Origin of the sequence: Ewingella allii (assembly GCF_044430645.1) — a bacterium.
Classification (GTDB): domain Bacteria; phylum Pseudomonadota; class Gammaproteobacteria; order Enterobacterales; family Enterobacteriaceae; genus Ewingella; species Ewingella allii.
Genome location: NZ_JAWUDN010000001.1, coordinates 1,017,854 through 1,036,966, shown reverse-complemented (window position 1 = coordinate 1,036,966; position 19,113 = coordinate 1,017,854). Strand labels below are relative to the sequence as shown.

The window sequence follows — 19,113 nt, the reverse complement described above, 5'->3', positions numbered from 1 at the left end:
TCAGTAGAAGCAAGTAGTGCAATAAAGCCTCTGTTGAAACAGAGGCTTTTGCTTTTATGCCGCTTTGACGTGTTGCAGTACCGGATAGGTAAAGAACAGCAGTTGGCACAGGTTCAACCCAACGTGGAACAGCACCGCCACCCACAGTTTTCCACTCCACATCCACGCCAAGCCGTAAATCAGCCCGGCCAGAGTGGCAAAAATCACTAACAAAGCCCCACCCGCGAAATGCAAGGCACCAAAGAGCAGCGAGGCGATCACCAATGCCAGCACCGGATGCATTACCGACGCTAAACGCTGCTGAATATAGCCGCGGAATAACGCCTCTTCCGCCAGCGAAACGAAGAAGATATTCGCCAACACGAACTGGAACAACCACGCCGGATGGTGAAGTTCCACCTTCAACCCACCCATCGCCACCGCCACCATTAACAGCGCGGGTACCGCCACCACCAACGCCAGCCACTGCCAAGGCTTGGCCTGCGAATGGGCCGGGGCGGTGAATAGCGACTTCAGGCAGATAAGCAATACGAAAGGCACCAGCGCTTTGTCGAGGTTGTAATACATCGAGAACGGCGCGCTTTCCGGCCCGGCTTTAACGCCATCCAGCACTTTGAGGTTATGGAATCCGGGGATCAGGTGCAGCATCAGCCCTACCGAGACCATCACCAGTAAAATCTCCAGCCCAGTGCGCAGCGCCCTGCCGTTGAATTTACAGTAAACCCCGGCAATCACCGCCAGCACGACCAAAAACGCCAGCGCGCGCCAGTCAAGAACATGGGTGACTGCCCCAATAGCGGCAGTCACCACCAGCAGGGCAACGGACAGTTTTTTATTAAATTGGAGTACGAGTAATGATGCAGCCAGTAAGAACCACATATGCTTCCCTTAATTATGTTTTAGAAAATCGCGACGAAACATAGCATTAGGGAGGGGACTCGGGGAATTGGGCGAGATGTTTAAAAAAGTTTTCTTTGATTTCAAATTGAAAAGAAAGGGAAAACCGTGCGCTGCCGCCACACCGGCCTCAAGGGGCGCCTATCGCCGCGCCCCTTGAGAATCCCCGGCTCTATACTGCGCGCTCCGCTCGTGGGGTGGACGTGTTTCAGTTACTTCCGTTATCCACCGCAAAATGTCGCCGCTTAGGCGGTACCTTCGCTTCAGGCTTCGAGCCATAGGTCTCGAACCATTCGCTCAGCGCCATTTTTGACTGCGGTTTTGAGGCATTTAAACCGTGCCGTTTCAGTGAAGTTCTATTCGGCTCCTCCCCCTGACAAGAGGGAGGAGCAAAGCAAAAACAAACAAAAAATCTGAAACGGCACGGTTGAAATGCCAGTAGGTCGCGTTCAGAAGTGACGCCGAATGAATGGTTCGAGACCATAGGCTCGAAGCCTGAAATTCGGGAACCGCCTAAGCGGCGGCACTTCGCGACGATCACAAAGGTGCCTGAAACATGTCCATTCCGACCCTGCGAAGCCTCGATCCTCCAACAACCAAAAACGCAGGATTCCAAAGGGTTTCGTTTAAAACCCTTTGGGCCCGTGTGGGCGGCGAGCCCACGGTCTTGACCTTTGAGGTCGGTTTGGGCGACAGCTCAAAACAAACTCTTGACCTTCCCCTGACTGGAAGGTCTAAGCTTCCTGCAACACATCATGTTCAAGGAGTAACATCATGGCTCTTCCATCTAGCTCCACCCTATCCACGCGTCTGAGTTTGCCGGTCGAAGGGATGACCTGCGCCTCCTGCGTTGGCCGCGTTGAGCGGGCGTTAAAAGCCGTGCCCGGCGTGGAGACTGCGGCAGTAAATCTTGCCAATGAACGTGCCGATATTACCTTCAGCGAACAGGCTGACCCGCAGGCGGCGATTAAAGCGATTGAAAATGCGGGGTATGAGGTTCGCGAAGAAATCACCGAACTGGCTATCGAAGAGATGACCTGCGCGTCCTGCGTCGGTCGGGTGGAAAAGGCTTTCCGCAAACTGCCGGGAGTGCTGGAAGCGAGTGTCAATCTGGCGACCGAACGCGCGCAGGTACGTCATCTGGCGGGCGTGGTGACCATCCGCGACCTTGAAAATGCCGTCGAACAGGCGGGTTATAAATCCCATCGCTTATCGGAGAAAACGGCCGATTCGGCTGACCAGGACAGCGAACGCCGGGAAAACGAGGCCAAGTCGCTGCGTCGTTCGCTGCTGATTGCCTTCGTGCTCACCCTGCCGGTATTTATCCTTGAGATGGGGTCGCACCTGATCCCGCCAATGCATCACTGGGTGATGACCACTATTGGCGAGCAGAACAGCTGGTATCTGCAGTTTGTACTCGCCACGCTGGTGCTGTTTGGCCCCGGCCTGCGCTTCTTTCGCAAAGGGATCCCGGCGCTGTTGCGCGCTGGCCCTGATATGAACTCGCTGGTTTCGGTGGGGACGGCGGCGGCTTACGGCTACTCGGTGATTGCGACCTTTGTGCCACAAATTCTGCCGCAGGGCACGGCGAACGTCTATTTCGAAGCCGCCACGGTGATCGTCACGCTGATCCTGCTTGGCCGCACGCTAGAGGCCCGCGCCAAGGGCCGCACTTCACAAGCGATTAAACGTTTAGTTGGCCTGCAGGCCAAAACGGCACGCGTCGAGCGTCAGGGCGAAACCCTCGAAATCCCTCTCGATCGGGTCACCACCGGCGATATCGTGCTGGTGCGTCCCGGCGAGAAGATCCCGGTCGATGGCGAAGTGGTGGAAGGCTCCTCCTACGTAGATGAAAGCATGATCACCGGCGAGCCCGTACCGGTCTCGAAAAATGCCGGAGCCGAGGTGGTTGGCGGCACAATTAACAAAACGGGTGCCTTTAGTTTCCGCGTCACCAAGGTCGGTTCCAACACCGTGCTGGCGCAAATTATTCGTCTGGTAGAGGAAGCTCAAGGCTCGAAACTGCCGATCCAGGCGCTGGTCGATAAAGTCACCATGTGGTTCGTTCCGGCTGTCATGGCGGCGGCGCTGGTCACCTTCCTGCTCTGGCTGTTCCTCGGCCCGACGCCTGCCCTGACCTTCGCGCTGGTTAACGCCGTGGCGGTGCTGATCATCGCCTGCCCTTGCGCCATGGGATTGGCAACGCCGACCTCCATCATGGTCGGCACCGGCCGGGCCGCCGAACTGGGCGTGCTGTTCCGCAAAGGGGAAGCCTTACAGGCATTGCGCGACGTGAGCGTGATCGCCCTCGACAAAACCGGCACCCTGACCAAAGGCCGCCCTGAGCTGACCGACCTCGAGCCAGCCGCAGGTTTTGAGTATGACGAAGTTCTGTCACTGGTCGCCGCCGTGGAAACGCGCTCCGAGCACCCTATCGCCGAGGCTATCGTCGCCGCCGCCAAGCAGCGTGATATCAAACTTGCCGCCATAGAGAGCTTCGAGGCGACGCCGGGCTTTGGTGTCTCCGCCAAAGTAGATGGCCGCACCATTTCGGTCGGAGCCGACCGGTTTATGACCCAACTGGGGCTCGACGTGGCGGGCTTCCAGTCCACCGCAACGCGCCTAGGCGAACAGGGGAAAAGCCCGCTGTATGCCGCCATTGATGGCCGTTTGGCGGCAGTTATCGCCGTCGCCGACCCTATCAAGGAGAGCACCCCGGAGGCCATAAAAGCTCTGCACGCGCTGGGTCTGAAAGTGGCGATGATCACCGGGGATAATGCGGCAACGGCAGCGGCCATTGCCAAACAACTGGGGATTGATGAAGTGGCTGCCGAAGTCCTGCCGGACGGCAAAGTCGCCGCCCTGAAGCAATTCCGCACCGGCGGCGCGCGCGTGGCCTTTGTCGGCGATGGTATCAATGACGCCCCGGCGCTGGCCGAGGCCGACGTCGGTCTGGCAATTGGCACCGGCACCGACGTCGCCATCGAGGCGGCCGACGTGGTGTTGATGTCCGGCGACCTGCGCGGCGTGCCGAATGCTATCGCGCTCAGTCAGGCCACCATTCGCAACATTAAGCAGAACCTGTTCTGGGCATTTGCCTATAACGTGGTGCTGATTCCGGTCGCGGCAGGCGCGCTCTACCCATTCAACGGCACCCTGTTATCGCCTATCTTTGCCGCCGCCGCGATGGCGCTTTCCAGCGTGTTTGTGCTCGGCAACGCGTTACGTTTGAAAAGCTTCCGCGCGCCGATGGCAGTGGAAAGCTCGAAGGACGCGCAGTAAGGCAATTCAGCACTAAAAAAGGCTTCGCCCTACTTTGTTGGGGAAGCCTGTTCCATACTTTTCAAATCGTTATCCAACTGGATGCGCAGCGTGCGCATAAACTCCCGAGCACTCATCCCAACCTAACCCAGGGATTTACATTAACTATTAACAGATAAGAGTTAGCTAAATATCTAATAACTTTCGGGGATGGCTTGTGTAAGCCGCTGCAAGGATTTGCCCCTAAGATTGATGTGGATAGCCCTTTAAGCACGGAGACAAAATCCCGCCCCGCTCCCGCTCTTGGGCCCTGCTGCTACAAAACGCGCTGACATTCGTCGAGGTAATCCGTATTATACGCGGCACACTTATGCGTGATGCATAACCAGAATCTCGCGGGATAGGCGTTTGGCCTGTACTGCCCATGAACGAATCGGTCACAAAATAAAATGTTAGATAACGCAACTGCCAACAAGAAAGAACAGTACAACCTCAACAAGCTGCAAAAGCGTCTGCGCCGCGATGTCGGTAAGGCGATTGCGGATTTCGGCATGATTGAGGAAGGCGATCGCATTATGGTTTGCCTGTCCGGCGGCAAGGACAGCTACACCATGCTGGATATTCTGCGCAATTTGCAGCAGAGCGCGCCGGTGAATTTTGAACTGATCGCGGTGAACCTCGACCAGAAACAACCGGGCTTCCCGGCGCACATTCTGCCTGAGTACCTTGAGCAGCAGGGTGTGGAATATAAGATTGTCACCGAAGACACCTACTCCATCGTTAAAGATAAGATCCCAGAGGGCAAAACCACCTGCTCACTCTGCTCGCGTCTGCGTCGCGGTATTTTGTATCGCACCGCCACCGAGCTGGGCTGTACCAAGATTGCCCTGGGCCACCACCGCGATGACATCTTGCAGACCTTGTTCCTCAACATGTTCTACGGCGGTAAACTGAAAGGTATGCCGCCAAAACTGATGAGCGACGACGGCAAGCACATTGTTATTCGCCCGCTGGCCTACTGCCGCGAAAAGGATATTGAGCGTTTTGCCATTGCGCGCGAGTACCCAATCATCCCTTGTAACCTGTGCGGATCGCAGCCGAACCTGCAACGTCAGGTGATTGGCGACATGCTCAAAGACTGGGACAAGAAGTATCCGGGCCGTATCGAAACCATGTTCAGCGCGATGCAAAACGTGGTGCCCTCCCACCTTAACGACACCAGCCTGTTTGATTTTAAAAGCATTAAGCATGGTGACGCCGTGGTGGATGGCGGAGATTTAGCCTTTGACCGTGAAGATATTCCGATGCAGCCGGTTGGCTGGCAGCCGGAAGAAGATGACAATGCTGCGCCGATGGAGCGCCTGCAGGTGCTGGAAATTAAATAATTCGAAGCCATAAAAATAGCTGTAACGCGAATTCGCCCGCCTCATATTGATGCGGGCTTTTTTATCGCTGCCGCTAGGCCAGCGTGAACAGCCGCTGCCAGTTATAGCTGCACAGCACCAGCCGCACTGGAAGCTGGACTTGGCCAAAATCCAGGTGCTGGAAGCGTTTAAAGGCTTCGCGGATCTCCGGCGACACCACGTCGGCGCTGTAGCGCATCAGGGTACTGTGCCAAAACAGCTGCGGGATATCGCCAGAGGGATAACGCGCCCTAACCTTCTCGCGCCACGGGGAGTCCAGCAAAACATCGGCCAGACGCTGGCGCACTCGCAGGCTTTTCTCATCCGGGATGCCCGCCAGCAGAATCTGATTGGGCAGCGCCACCAGCCGCAGTTGGCTGATATGCATCACGTGGTCGGCACAGCACCGGGTGAAAATCGCCTGTAGCTGCTCAATGTTCTCGACCTCTTGCGGGCTATCGTAAATATCGCGGGTGATGGGGAAGAAGCTAAAATGCACCCCCTGCGGCGGATTGACGTCCACCAGCGGGTCACTCTGCGCCACCTGATTGAGCGCCATCAGCAGCTCTAACAGTGAATCACACAGATGCGGCCGGTTGCCGCTGGACACCGCCAGCCTGGTCGGATGGTAAAAAGGGGTCTCGATGGGGGTGCCGCGGCCAGCCGAGGTTTCCCACAATGCCAGCGAGTTATTAGTGACCTTCTCATATGCCTGATGAATAGCATCCTTCGACTGCATGGTATTTTCCTGCACAGTAATCGTTTTTCTTGCACGACAGGCGTCGCATAACCCACCGTCCGGCTAACAAATCGTCAAACGCTGGCAAAAATCCCCAAAAGGTTGAGCGAAATCAACATAAGGCCCGCTCAACAGGTTCAGTATCTATTTCGCAGGTGAATGCAACGTCAAGCGATGGGCGTTGTGCTCCATATTGTCTTATTTACTTATTTTAGAATTAAGCGAGTACACTTTAATTCGAACAGCGCCGGTCTTATGACCGGCTTTTTTTTGTCTTTTTTCAGTCACTTCCCGCTATAACCACTTACTCTTCTTCAGCCACCAGGCCACGCCAAGTACCAGAATCAGCAGCGACAGGCAGAAGATGCCGAAGCCGTAAGGCGAGGTATTACCCGGAATGCCGCCGAGGTTGACCCCAAACAGCCCGGTGAGGAAAGTTGTAGGCAGAAACACCATCGCCAGCATCGACATGGTGTAGGTACGGCGGTTCAGCGCGTCGGCCATCAGTGAGCCAATTTCATCCGCCAGCACGGCGGTACGGGCGATATTGGCGTCTAAATCGTCCAATCCGCGCCCCAGACGGTCGGCAATCTCCTGCATGCGGCGGCGCTCGTCGTCATTCATCCACGGCAGGCGCTCACTGGCTAACCGAGCGAAAACGTCGCGCTGCGGAGACATGTAGCGGCGCAGCACAATCAGCTGTTTACGCAAGAGTGCCATCTGCCCGCGCTCTGGCACCTGCTGGTCCATCAGGTCATCTTCGATATCGATAATTTTGTCATGCAGATCTTCAATGAAATCACTGGTGTGATCGGTCATCGCATCGCACATCTCCACCAGCCAGCTGCCGGTGTCGGTCGGCCCCGTGCCGTGCTGCATGTCGTTAATCAGCTCATCCATGGACAAGATTTTGCGATGGCGAGTGGAGACAATCATTTTGTCAGTGAGGTAAACGCGAATGGTCACCAGCTGGTCGGGTCTGGAATTGGCGTTAAGATTGATGCCGCGCAGGGTGATCAGCGTCCCCTCGCCCATGCGCACCACTTTCGGGCGAATGCTTTCCCCCGCCAGCGCTTCACGCACGTTATCAGGCAGGACGGGCGTGCTGTTAATCCACTGTTCGCTGGCCGGGAGCGTGTAATCCAGATGTAGCCAGCAAGGCTGTTGGTCACTGGCGACGCATTGGGTATTGATTTCACTTACACCGCCTTTGCCGTCGAGCTGGTAGGCGTACACCGCATCAGAAACCTGGAGTTCTTTACCCTTAATCACTTCCACGACATTCCTCGCTGTTGTCTTTATTGACTTTTATGCTTCTAATTCTAGCGCTCGCCGCTGGGGATGGCTATTTCTGCAAACTTTGGCACCACCTCACGGATCATGGCGATGAAAGTGCGCAGCCTGGCGGGATAGTAGCTGGAATAGGGATAAACCAGATACACCGGCAGCGCCACGGCTTCCCACTCCGGCAGGACATGCACCAGATCGCCGCAGGCCAAATCGTCGGCCACAATCCACGACGACACCATCGCCACGCCCAGCCCCGAAAGCGCCGACATGCGCAAGGCGTTGAGGCTATCTGTCGCCATTCTCGGCCGGATATTCAGATGATGCATCGAGCCGTCCGCGCCGTGGCGCAGCACCACTTCATTGCGGTAAAACAGGCTCAAGGCCACCCAAGGTGCCTGAGCCAACTCCTCGAGCTGGCTCACCGGATGCTTCTCCAGCAGCGACGGCGCGGCTACCACAATGCGCGGGATTTCCGCCAACAGCACTTTGATGGTCGCAGGATCATTGTCATGCCCCACCTGAATAACACAATCAACGTCCTCGGCGATGAAATCTGGTCGGGTGTCATTCAGGATCCAGTCAACGGTGACGTGCGGATAGCGTTGCAGATAGCGAGTCAGAGGCTCAATCAGCTGGTTTTGTCCAAACGCATGAGGAGCGCGCACCCGCAGCCTGCCCACCGGCTCGGCGTCGCCCACCCGCAGTTCGTCCTCCAGCGCCGCCCAGCGCTCAAGCAGCTGTTTGGCCTGCTCGTAGCAGCGTTCGCCATCGTCGGTGAGTTTCATGGCGTGGGTGCTGCGCAGGATTAACGTCACCCCGAGCATGCGCTCCAGCGTCTGCAACCGGCGGCTCACCGTGGGTTGGCTGGTATTAAGCTGTAAGGCCGCGGCGGATAAGTTTCCACTCTCGACGATACGAACAAAAGTTCGCATCAGGTCTATACGGTCTGTTCCGGAAGAATTCATCATGTTCATACGTTAAGTGTATAACAGTTTTACCTGTTAGCTGGCTACCACTTGCCTTTCTAATCATTAAGAATGCCGATCAAATTCACCGTTGAGAAAATAGCATGTCTGATACTTCGCTTATCGCGTCCTCGCCGAGTGCCGAATCTTTGCCACTTTCGGCCAAAATGATCTTCACCCTAGCCACGGCCGGTGGCCTGTCGGTGGCCTCGATCTATTACAGCCAGCCTATGCTGGGTCTAATGGGTAACGGCGTTGGCGCGTCGGAAGCCAGCATCGGCATGGTGCCGATGTTGACTCAGGCGGGCTACGCGCTGGGGATTTTATTGCTGCTGCCGCTGGGCGATCGTTATGACCGTCGTGCGATTATCCTGCTGAAAAGCCTGTTTTTGACCTTGGCTTTGCTGCTGTGTAGCCTCGTGCCCTCCATTCACGGCCTGCTGTTTGCCAGTCTGGTGACCGGGGTTGCGGCCACCATGACGCAGGACATTGTCCCGGCCACGGCGGCGCTGGCTCCAGAGGCCCAGCGAGGGAAAACCGTGGGCACCGTGATGTCCGGCATCTTGATTGGGATTTTGCTATCGAGAGTAGTCAGCGGCTTTGTGGCGGAATATTACGGTTGGCGAGTGATGTACCAACTGGCGGCTTTCAGTATTGCGCTGATTGGCATTGCGCTATGGCGGATCCTACCGCGCTTCACGCCGGGCGCGCGTCTGGGCTATGGCACCTTGCTGTTATCCATGTACCACCTGTGGCAGCGCTATCCGACACTGCGCCGCGCGGCGATTGCTCAGGGGTTGCTGTCGATGGCGTTCAGCGCCTTCTGGTCAACGCTTGCGATCATGCTGCATGACACTTATCACCTTGGCAGTGCGGTAGCCGGAGCCTTCGGCTTAGCCGGAGCAGCAGGCGCATTGGCCGCGCCGCTGGCCGGCGCCATTGCGGATAAATCGGGTCCGTCGCGGGTCACGCAGCTGGGTTCTGGAATTGTGATGCTGTCGTTCGCGGCGATGTTCATGCTGCCGCTGCTGTCGACAAATGCCCAACTGGTGCTGATCGTTCTCAGTGCGATCGGCTTTGACTTGGGCGTACAGGCCACGCTGGTTTCCCACCAAAGTATTGTGTTTGGGCTGGAACCGGCGGCGCGCGGCAGGCTCAACGCCGTGCTGTTCACCATCATGTTTATCGGCATGGCGGTAGGATCTTCGCTGGGCAGTATTGCGCTGCAAAGCGGCGGCTGGTCTGCCGTGGTGCTGGTCGCCACCCTCGCCGCCGCTGCCAGTCTTTGGGTGCGATTGAGAAGCCATCACCTGCACAACTAAATCTTCAAAAAACAGCGCTTTTATGCGCAAAACCTTCCAAGGCTATATATTTCGGTATATAGCCTTTTTTTGGCAATTCTTAGAACCATGATGGATTTGTGAATGCGATCGACTCTGCAATACTGCCCCGAATAGCGCACTGAAACTTAAGGGAAATCCCTGAGTTTTCAAGCACCGGCTGGGCAGTATGGGAAGTGAAAACGCATTATGATCCAACTCGAAAATATCAATAAGACCTACCCGGGCAACGCCCAGCACGCCATTCACTCGCTGAGTATCACCATTAATGATGGCGAGTTCTGCACCTTTGTTGGTCCCAGCGGCTGTGGCAAAACCACCACGCTGCGCATGATAAATCGTCTGGATATTCCCGACAGCGGCGAGGTCTATGTTCAGGGCCAGCCGCTGTCGACTGCCGATATTATTCAAGTACGGCGCAAAATCGGTTTTGTGATGCAAAGCCCGGCGCTGTTCCCCCATCGCACCGTGGCGGAGAACATTGCCACCGTGCCGCGCCTGCTCGGCTGGGACAAGCGCACTATCGCCCGCCGTATCGACGAGCTGGTGGCGCTGATGTCCCTCGACCCTTTTGTGCTCAAACGCTACCCCCACCAGCTCTCTGGCGGGCAGCAGAGCCGGGTGTCAATCGCCCGCGCGCTGGCCGCCGACCCGCCGGTGCTGTTGATGGATGAGCCTTTCGCCGCCATCGATCCCGTGGTCAGAGATAAGCTGCAAGGCGAGCTGCTCGAGCTTCAGGGGCGGCTGCGTAAAACCATTATTCTGGTCACCCATGACATTAATGAAGCCATTCGTTTGGGGGACCGCATTGCCATCTTCCAACAGGGTGGGCGCCTGGCGCAGTTCGACACGCCGGACAATATTCTCTCCTTCCCGGCCAGCGATTTTGTCCGCGATTTCATCGGCCCGGAGCCTAATCTCAAACGCCTCGGCATGATGCGCGTCGGCGACTTGCCGCACCACGGCGTTTCGCTGTTAACCCAGGACGGGCAGCCGCTGACGGGGGGATATCCCCTGCTCGGCCAGCCACGTGCTCTGGTGCTGGATAACAAGCGCCGACCACTCTACTGGCAGGAGAATGGCCAGCAAGTTGCGGTACAGGTCGCGGAGGAGCACTACTCATTGCGCAAAGCCTACAGCGATTTGCTGGAGGTGCCGCAGGGCGTGCTGGTGCGCGTGGCGGCCGACGGCAGCTACGCCGGAGCCATCGACGCCAGTTTGCTGAGTCAGGCGTTAAGCCATCATCAGGAGCTGCACACCCATGATTGAATGGCAGTGGATATCCGATAACTCGGCAATGATTGGCGAACTGACGCTGCAACATCTGCAAATGGTGCTGCTCTCTTTGGCGCTCGGCACCGGCATCACCGCGCTCATGCTGCTGGTTTCTATTGCCTGGCCCGCAGTGGCTGGCCCGCTGATTTCAGTCAGCGGCGTGCTGTTTACCATTCCCTCGTTGGCGCTGTTTATCCTGCTGCTGCCGTGGACCGGGCTGTCGATGACCACCTCGGTGATTGGCTTGACCCTCTATTCACTGCTGATCCTACTGCGCAACGTGCTGGCGGGCATGCAGAAGCTCCCCGCCGAAGTGCTGGAGTCGGCCCGCGCCCTTGGCTATACGCGCTTTGGTCGCTTTATCGACATCGAAATCTTCCTGATCCTGCCTTCTCTGTTTGCCGGGCTGCGCGTGGCCTCGGTGACGCTGGTCGGGCTGGTGATCGTCACCGCGTTGATTGGCCAAGGTGGCTTGGGGCAGCTGATGATCCTCGGCTTTAACCAAAACTTCCTGACGCCCATTCTAGTGAGCCTGCTGCTCAGTCTGGTGCTGTCGCTGACTCTCGATTTTGCGATAACCCACCTCGGCTATCGCCTGACAGGGTGGACGCGCTGATGAACATCATTACTGAAACCTGGCACTGGTTCTTGCAGGCTGACCACTGGTCCGGCGATTTGGGTATCTGGCAACGCTTTGGGCAGCACCTCTATTACGTGCTGGTCAGTCTGGTGATAGCCGTGCTGATCGCCCAGCCGCTGGGCATTCTGTTTGGTTACTGGAAGCGCGGCGGTTTTCTGGTTATCAACCTGTTTAACATCGGCCAGGCCTTCCCCTCGCTGGGCATTATTCTGCTGTGCATCATGTTGTTTGGCTTTACCGACGTGCCGGTGTTTATCGCGCTGGTGGCGCTGGCTATTCCGCCGATGCTGACCAACACCTATGTGGGCATCAGCAATGCCGACCAAACCCTGTGCGACGCCGCCAGAGCTATGGGCATGACGCCGTTACAGAGCCTGCTGCAAGTGCGCATCCCGCTGGCGATGCCGCTAATTTTCGCCGGTATTCGCACTTCGCTGTTGCAGCTGATCGCTACGGCGGTGGTCGCCGCCTACGCCGGGCTGGATGGGCTGGGGCGTTTTCTGATCGACGGGCTGGGCCAGCGCGACTTTCCTCAGGTCGTGGCGGGTTCATTGGTGATTTCGCTGCTGGCGATTATCTGCGAGCTGCTGATGTCGCTGGTCGCCAAACGCTGGCTGCATTTTTCGATTTCTAACGCGGGTTAGCCGCCTGCACCTAGTTCCACAAAAGCATTCACAACAATATCCATAACAACATCCACCCATAAAAGAGAAGACAATGATGATGATAAAAAATTGGTTGTCCGCAACAGGTAAAGGTTTCCGGCTGAGTCTGTTAGCCGCTGGGATGGCAAGCGCAGCCTTCGCGGCCCACGCCGAGACGGTGACTATCGGCGGTGCCAACTACTCCGAGCAAACCATTCTGGCTAACATCTATGCCAGCGCCCTAAAACAGCAAGGGATTGAGGTGAAAACGCGCCTGAACTTGGGTAACCGCGAAATCATTATTCCGGCGCTGAAATCTGGCGAGTTGGACGTGGTGCCGGAGTATCTCGGCGCGCTGCTCAACTACTATCACGGCGGCAGCAAGGCCACCACCGAGCAGGAAGTTTCTGACGAGCTGAAGCAAACGCTGCCAGCCGACTTGCAGCTGCTCAACGCCTCTCCGGCCGCTTCCATTACTGCGTGGGCAGTGCGGGCGGAAACCGCCAAGAAGTACAACCTGAAAACCCTGTCTGATTTGGCAAAAGTCGCCCCTGAGCTGGTGGTCGGCGGCCCGCCAGAAGTCGCCACCCGCGCCCTTGGTCTGCCGGGTCTGGAGCGCGTGTATGGCATCAAATTTAAGTCTTTCAAATCGCTGGATATCGCCGGGCCTCTGAGCCGTCTGGCGCTTAATTCGCGCAAAATTGACGTGGCGACCATCATCTCCACCCAAGGCGATTTGGCGAAAGAGAACTGGGTGGTGCTGGAAGACGATAAGCACGAGCAGCCCGCGCAGAATCTGGTGCCGCTGATCCATAAAGGCGCGGTATCGCCAAAAGTGGAAGAGGTGCTGAACAACGTTTCCGCGCACCTGACCACCCAAGACATTATCCAACTGAACAAGCAGGTGGACGTGGATCATAAAGATCCGGCCAAGGTCGCCGAGCAGTGGGTTAAAGACAAACTGGCGGCGAAATAGCGCCGTCCGCGGGCCAGGGAGGGTCCTCATCTTCACAGCGAGTAGCCGACATGTCGCAACAAACCGCCATATTCAATCTGTTTTTCTTCAATCCTCAGGGGGATTATCGTTTCTCATGGCGCCACCCCGACGCGCCGGGAAACGAGATCTTTACTCTGAAATATTTCGCCGATCTGGCTCGCAAAGCCGAGGCGGCGACGCTGGACAACATTTTCATCGCCGACCACGTGGCCGTCTGGGACACCGTGCCGAGCGGCATGGCCCACTACGCCAATCCGCGCCTGGAGCCGATCACCCTGCTCGCCGCGCTCTCTGCCGTCACCGAGCACATTGGCCTGATGGCCACCGCGTCCACCTCCTACAACGAGCCTTACAATCTGGCCCGCTATTTTTCCTCCCTGGACTTTCTCAGCGAGGGCCGCGCCAGCTGGAACGTGGTCACATCGTGGCTGCCAGAAGAAGCCGCTAACTACGGCTTAGAGCAGCTGCCGAAGCATGACACCCGCTATCAGCGCGCCGCCGAATTTATCGATGTCGTGCGCAAACTCTGGGACTCGTGGCAGGATGACGCGGTGCTGATTGACAAGCAGAGCGGCTATTTCACTGACCCGCAGAAAGTGCATCAGTTGAACCATGAAGGAGAATTCTTCAGGGTGCGCGGCCCGCTCAACCTGCCGCGCCCGCCGCAGGGCCACCCTATTGTGGTACAGGCCGGCTCTTCGGAATCCGGCAAACAGCTGGCCGCCGCGCAGGCTGACATTCACTTTGTATTTATGCGTGATATCGAAAAGGGGCTGATTTACCGCGCCGACATGGACCGCCGCCTGCGCGAAAACGGCCGCGATCCGGCGCATTTCAAAATCCTCGGTGGCGTGCTGCCGGTGGTGGTTAACAGTGAAGAAGAGAAACAGCAGCGCCAGCGGCTGATCGAATCGCTAATGAACGACCAGATGGCGCTCGACCTGCTCAGCACCTATCTGCGCATGGATCTGAGCGTGTACGATCCTCACGCCCCGCTGCCACCGTTGCCGGATGAGCAGGATTTCGATGGCCTGCGCACCGCGCTCAGCATTATTCGCGGCTACGACAAGAAGCTGACGGTGCTGGAGCTGGGCCGCCTGCTGCTGCAAAGCTCCGACAGCTGGCTGGTACTGGGAACTGCCGAAGAGGTAGCCGACAAGCTGACGGAGGCCTTCCACGCCGGTGCCGTCGACGGCTATAACCTGATGTTCCCCTTCCTGCCGGTGGATCTTGACAACTTTATTGAGCAGGTCGCGCCCCTGCTGAAAGCCCGTGGCGTGATGAAACAGGCCTACCAGCCCGGCACCCTACGTGAAAAGCTGGGACTGCCGCCGGTGGTTAACCAGTTCGCTAAACCTCAGTAAGTCTTCGAACAGAAAGCAAAAAGGCCCGACATGGGCCTTTTTTATCACCAGAGTGTAGTTCACTCCTTCTGCGCCTGTTCCTGCTGCTCAACCCGTCCGTGAGGGAAATAGGTATTGATTTCCACCTTGATGGGTTTAATCAGGTGTTCACGCATCAGCTCGCCATAGCCGTTGACCAGAAAGCCCTGATTGCGCGCCAGATAGTCAGCTTTATTGGCGCGGTAGACCTGCGGCAAGCCGTACCACGGCACGCGCGGCAGGTCGTGATGCACCGAGTGGTAGTTGAGATTAAGGAACAGCAGCCGCCAGAACCAGCCCGCCTCGTTGATCACCGTGCGGGCTTCGGGATCCTCCGCCGCGCGGTGCTCGAAGAAGGATCGCACCTTGGTCATCGCCAGCATCGGCCAGGTCACTGCCAGCAGATAGTAGATCACCCCAAAGTCGTGCTTCACCAGCCAGCCCAGCACCGGAATCAGTAACAGCAGATGCACCGACCACATCGCCATCGATGCCGGGCGGCGATAGCGAAAAGAGTGCCAAATATTGACGAAGGTAAAACGCATGGTTAGCAACGGCGTTAACAGTAGTCGCCCCGGAAAGGTATTGCGCAGTCGCACCAGCTGGCGCTGTAGGCCGTTAAAATGGTGCCAGCGGCGCTCGGTAAAATAGTAACTCTCGGGGTCGGTTTCCGGCACGGTGAGATCTTCATCAAAATGGTGCTTAAGGTGCAGGTCGCGATAGGTGCCGTACGGGTACCAGATGGAAAATGGCAGCAGGCCGAACAGCTGGTTCAGCCGGGGGAAACGGGTCGGATGGCCGTGCAGCAGCTCGTGCTGTAGAGACATATACCAGGTGCTGAACCAGATAAGCAGCAGGGTCGCGGGTAGCCGCCCCAGCGTCTGCCAGTAGGCCACGGTAACAAACCAGCCGCTATAAATGGTGATGATCAGCAGCCAGGTTGGCAGCTCCGTGCGCCACAACCAGCTGCGATGCAGCGCCTGCACCGCCTCGCGCTGCTGCTCATTTAAATAAACCGATGCCCTTCCACTCATGATGATCCACTGGCAAATGTGATGAATTAATCAGCCAGAGATTAATCAGCGAGGGGGAAACCACAAGTGATTTGAATTGCTAAGCTTAGTCACTGAATTGCTTAGAAGAATCCCCCGTAAATGCATGGTTTTACGGGGGTGAAAATAGCGGGGAAAATCCGTGCTGAATTCTCGACTACGCAGCTTTGAAAGCTTTGAGCTTTTTCGAGAAATAGAGATAAATAATGGTCAGAATATAGATCAGCTCGGCGCCCAGCATTTGCGGGTAGAACTCTTTGGGGATCGCCTTGCCGCTGAAGATGATGCCAATAATCGACATATCGAGCAGGATGACTATCGCCACCAGCCCCATCAGCAGGTTAATCGCTTTCACGCCCCCGCCGCGCGTGTTCATTTTAAATACCACGTACGCCACGATCAGCAGCTGTAGCGCCACGATATACACCGTCGGCCCCGACGCCTTCATGACAAAATCCCAGCCAGAAAGCATTTTTAAAACCAAGAATACCGCCAAAACCATCGCTAGTATCGGGCGCTTGGCTTTACTCACTTCTTCCATTTTCTAACTCCGTTTTATGGTTTTTTGTTCATCGCCGCCAAGAGAAAGAGCACCTCTGCGACAGGGTGCTCTTCTTTGCTGCGTTAACTGCTATGAGCCAAATATCAGTGCTTAATAATGTACATCTCTTGACTGTAAGCCACGTCTTCCGGGTTAGTGATCGGATAGCCTTTCACCCAAGGTTTGATCAGGCGGCCGTTGGTGTACTGGTAGATCGGCGCGATCGGAGCCTGCTCGGCGATGATCTGCTCGGCCCGGTTGTAATCGTCGTTGCGGCGCGCGTCGTTGGTTTCACGGCTGGCGTCACTCACGGCTTTGTCGTAATCGGCGTTGCTAAATTTGCTAATGTTGCTGTTGTGGGTAGAGGTCAGCAGCGACAGGAAGGTGGAGGCTTCATTGTAGTCGCCGACCCAAGAGGCGCGGATCACGTCGAAGTTGCCGGTATTGCGGCTGTCGATGTAGGTTTTCCACTCCTGATTGACCAGCTTGACGTCGGCCCCCAGGGTTTTCTTCCACATTGAGGCCACGGCGATAGCAATCTTCTGGTGGCTCTCAGAAGTGTTGTACAGCAGGGTAAGCTTGAGCGGCTTGTTAGGGCCATAGCCCGCCGCCGCCAGCAGCCCTTTGGCCTGCGAGTCCAGCTCTGCCTGCGAGTATTGCTGGAGAATACTTTTGCTCGGCTTGAAGCCGTTTGTGACGTCCGGCGTGAAGTGATAGGCCGGGATCTCGCCGGTGCCCAAGACTTTCTCAGCAATAATTTTACGGTCGATGCTGTAGGACAGGGCCTGACGCACGCGCGGGTCATCGGTCGGCGCACGCTTGGTGTTAAACGCGTAGTAGTAAGTCCCCAGCTGGAACGGGGTATAAACCTGCCCCGGAATGTCCTTCAGCAGCTTCTGATACTGGTCTTTCGGGAAAGATTCGGTGATGTCGATGTCATCGGCCAGATAGCGTTTAGTGGCATTGGACTCTTTGTTAATCGGCACAAAGGTCACTTTGGTCAGCACCGTATGGGCGTGATCCCAGTAGTGCGGATTCGGCTCGAGCACCAGCTTTTCATTCACCACGCGGTCTTTCAGTACGAAAGCGCCGTTACCCACCATATTGCCGGGCTTGGTCCAGTCTTCACCATATTTCTCAACCGTGGCCTGATGTACCGGGAACAGGCTGAAATTCGCCAGCAGGCTGACGAAGTAAGGCACCGGGCGCTCTAACTGCACTTTCAGCTGGGTGTCGCTGACGGCGGTCACGCCAAGTTTATCCACCGGCATTTTGCCCGCAATAATGGCGTCAGCGTTTTGAATTCCGGCCAGGCCAGCAAACCATGCGCCGGTGGACAGCCCTTTCGGGTCCACCAGTCGACGCCAGCTATAAACGAAATCTTTCGCAGTGACAGGGTCACCGTTTGACCAGCGCGCGTCTTTGCGCAGATTGAAGACGAAGGTTTGGTTGTCCTGCGTGTGCCAGCTTTCGGCGACGCCCGGCACGCTTTTGCCATTGGCATCCTGATTGACTAACCCTTCGAACAGGTCGCGCACCACCTGAGCTTCAGGCAGGCCAATGACCTTGGTCGGGTCGAGCGAGGCGGGTTCATCTTTGATATGACGGACAATTTCTTGCTTATCGGCCAACTGGGTCCCGGCCGGAACCTGCGCGGCGCTTACGGTTCCTAGTGACAGCGCCACTAAACCGGCGCAAAGCGAATAAGCGAAGAGATGAGACTGTTTTCCCTGAGGCATGGTCGACTCCCGACAAGCAATTGATTTAATGATGTTACTGAGTTGTACCATTCATTGAATTCATACCCTATAAAAATTCGTTACAGATTTGTCTTGGCGCACAAAACTTCGGCAAGCCGGCGCAGTTTGCAGAAAAAAGGTGATTCGCGCCCTGCTGTAGACAATAAAACTACATTCAACGGGCAAACTGCGGTAAAAAAAGTTATTCAAACCTCTAATAACGGAACTGTTATGAGCGCCTTAATTCCCCGTCCCCTGCGCGGAAAACTCAGTAATCTTGGATTGCCCTACGGCAAGTCGCTGCTTGGCGCGCCGCTGATCTATTTCCCGGCTGCCAAGCCCGATGACAGTACCGGACTGATTCTGGCGGGGACTCACGGCGATGAAACCGCCGCCGTGGTTTCTCTCTCCTGCGCGTTACGCTCGATTAAACCCGAGCAACTGCGCCATCACGTGGTATTGGCGGTAAACCCTGACGGCTGCCAGCTGGGGCTGCGCGCCAATGCCAACGGGGTAGATCTCAATCGCAACTTCCCCAGCGCTAACTGGAAAAGCGGCGACACGGTTTATCGCTGGAACAGCGCGGCGCAGGAACGTGACGTAGTGTTGTCGACCGGGGAAAAGGCCGGATCAGAGCTAGAGACACAGGCGCTGTGCCATTTGATCCACCAGCTTGCTCCGAAGTGGGTGGTGACGTTTCACGAGCCGCTGGCCTGCATTGAAGACCCGCACACTTCGCCGCTGGGGGCTTGGCTGGCTAACGCCTTCAGCCTGCCGCTGGTGACCAGCGTGGGTTACGCCACGCCCGGCTCTTTCGGCAGCTGGTGTGAGGACTTGGGGTTGCACTGCATTACGGCGGAATACCCACCGGTGTCGGCGGACCACGCCAGTGAAGTCTACCTACAGGCGCTAATCGACCTGCTCACCGGCGCGGCGGACGAGCCTTAA

General features: G+C 56.7%; 16 protein-coding genes. 9 read left to right on the top strand and 7 right to left on the bottom strand.

Annotation, left to right across the window (positions count from 1 at the left end; genetic code table 11):
• Nucleotides 1–54: 54 nt before the first annotated feature.
• The gene (locus tag SBO83_RS05000; protein ID WP_396130657.1) at nucleotides 55–879 is read right to left on the bottom strand and encodes a CPBP family glutamic-type intramembrane protease; all 825 of its coding nucleotides are present in this window, start codon (nucleotides 877–879) and stop codon (nucleotides 55–57) included.
• A gap of 792 nt (nucleotides 880–1,671) precedes the next feature.
• On the opposite strand from SBO83_RS05000, the gene SBO83_RS04995 reads away from it, so the two are divergent.
• Entirely contained in the window at nucleotides 1,672–4,179 is a 2,508-nt protein-coding gene (locus SBO83_RS04995) for a heavy metal translocating P-type ATPase (protein ID WP_396130656.1), read from the top strand.
• 428 nt (nucleotides 4,180–4,607) lie between these two features.
• A complete protein-coding gene (ttcA, locus tag SBO83_RS04990) occupies nucleotides 4,608–5,543 on the top strand; it encodes a tRNA 2-thiocytidine(32) synthetase TtcA (protein WP_396130655.1) in 936 nt (311 codons plus the stop codon).
• A 73-nt stretch (nucleotides 5,544–5,616) separates the two neighbouring features.
• On the opposite strand, the gene SBO83_RS04985 is transcribed toward ttcA, so the two are convergent.
• The 3 genes from SBO83_RS04985 to SBO83_RS04975 form a co-directional block, all read right to left on the bottom strand.
• Entirely contained in the window at nucleotides 5,617–6,300 is a 684-nt protein-coding gene (locus SBO83_RS04985; protein ID WP_396130654.1) for a hypothetical protein, read from the bottom strand.
• Nucleotides 6,301–6,594: 294 nt separating this feature from the next.
• A complete protein-coding gene (gene zntB / locus SBO83_RS04980; RefSeq protein WP_353502108.1) occupies nucleotides 6,595–7,578 on the bottom strand; it encodes a zinc transporter ZntB in 984 nt (327 codons plus the stop codon).
• Nucleotides 7,579–7,622: 44 nt separating this feature from the next.
• Entirely contained in the window at nucleotides 7,623–8,558 is a 936-nt protein-coding gene (locus SBO83_RS04975) for a LysR substrate-binding domain-containing protein (protein ID WP_396130652.1), read from the bottom strand.
• 101 nt (nucleotides 8,559–8,659) lie between these two features.
• On the opposite strand from SBO83_RS04975, the gene SBO83_RS04970 reads away from it, so the two are divergent.
• The 6 genes from SBO83_RS04970 to SBO83_RS04945 all read left to right on the top strand — a co-directional run bounded on the left by SBO83_RS04970 (nucleotide 8,660) and on the right by SBO83_RS04945 (nucleotide 14,815).
• Nucleotides 8,660–9,877 carry an MFS transporter gene (locus tag SBO83_RS04970; RefSeq protein ID WP_396130651.1) on the top strand — a complete coding sequence of 406 codons (1,218 nt, stop codon included), beginning with the start codon at nucleotides 8,660–8,662 and terminating at the stop codon, nucleotides 9,875–9,877.
• A gap of 207 nt (nucleotides 9,878–10,084) precedes the next feature.
• Nucleotides 10,085–11,164: an ATP-binding cassette domain-containing protein gene (locus SBO83_RS04965; RefSeq protein ID WP_396130650.1), complete on the top strand. Its 1,080-nt coding sequence runs from the start codon at nucleotides 10,085–10,087 to the stop codon at nucleotides 11,162–11,164.
• Nucleotides 11,157–11,786 carry an ABC transporter permease subunit gene (locus SBO83_RS04960; RefSeq protein ID WP_396130649.1) on the top strand — a complete coding sequence of 210 codons (630 nt, stop codon included), beginning with the start codon at nucleotides 11,157–11,159 and terminating at the stop codon, nucleotides 11,784–11,786. Before SBO83_RS04965 ends, SBO83_RS04960 begins: the two co-directional genes overlap by 8 nt.
• Nucleotides 11,786–12,454 (top strand): ABC transporter permease subunit, encoded by a 669-nt coding sequence (locus SBO83_RS04955; RefSeq protein WP_396130648.1) that lies wholly within the window; start codon nucleotides 11,786–11,788, stop codon nucleotides 12,452–12,454. The genes SBO83_RS04960 and SBO83_RS04955 overlap by 1 nt, the downstream gene beginning before the upstream one ends.
• A gap of 76 nt (nucleotides 12,455–12,530) precedes the next feature.
• Complete coding sequence (locus SBO83_RS04950) at nucleotides 12,531–13,430, top strand: glycine betaine ABC transporter substrate-binding protein (protein ID WP_396130926.1); 900 nt, start codon at nucleotides 12,531–12,533, stop codon at nucleotides 13,428–13,430.
• Between the two features lie 50 nt (nucleotides 13,431–13,480).
• Entirely contained in the window at nucleotides 13,481–14,815 is a 1,335-nt protein-coding gene (locus tag SBO83_RS04945; protein ID WP_396130647.1) for an NtaA/DmoA family FMN-dependent monooxygenase, read from the top strand.
• A 59-nt stretch (nucleotides 14,816–14,874) separates the two neighbouring features.
• On the opposite strand, the gene SBO83_RS04940 is transcribed toward SBO83_RS04945, so the two are convergent.
• The 3 genes from SBO83_RS04940 to SBO83_RS04930 form a co-directional block, all read right to left on the bottom strand.
• Entirely contained in the window at nucleotides 14,875–15,867 is a 993-nt protein-coding gene (locus SBO83_RS04940) for a fatty acid desaturase (protein ID WP_396130646.1), read from the bottom strand.
• Between the two features lie 175 nt (nucleotides 15,868–16,042).
• Nucleotides 16,043–16,426: a hypothetical protein gene (locus SBO83_RS04935; protein ID WP_353502116.1), complete on the bottom strand. Its 384-nt coding sequence runs from the start codon at nucleotides 16,424–16,426 to the stop codon at nucleotides 16,043–16,045.
• 104 nt (nucleotides 16,427–16,530) lie between these two features.
• Nucleotides 16,531–18,165, bottom strand: coding sequence for a peptide ABC transporter substrate-binding protein (locus SBO83_RS04930; protein ID WP_396130645.1), 1,635 nt, complete (start codon nucleotides 18,163–18,165; stop codon nucleotides 16,531–16,533).
• A 231-nt stretch (nucleotides 18,166–18,396) separates the two neighbouring features.
• Here SBO83_RS04930 and mpaA point away from each other — a divergent pair, with 231 nt between their 5' ends.
• A complete protein-coding gene (gene mpaA / locus SBO83_RS04925) occupies nucleotides 18,397–19,113 on the top strand; it encodes a murein tripeptide amidase MpaA (protein WP_396130644.1) in 717 nt (238 codons plus the stop codon).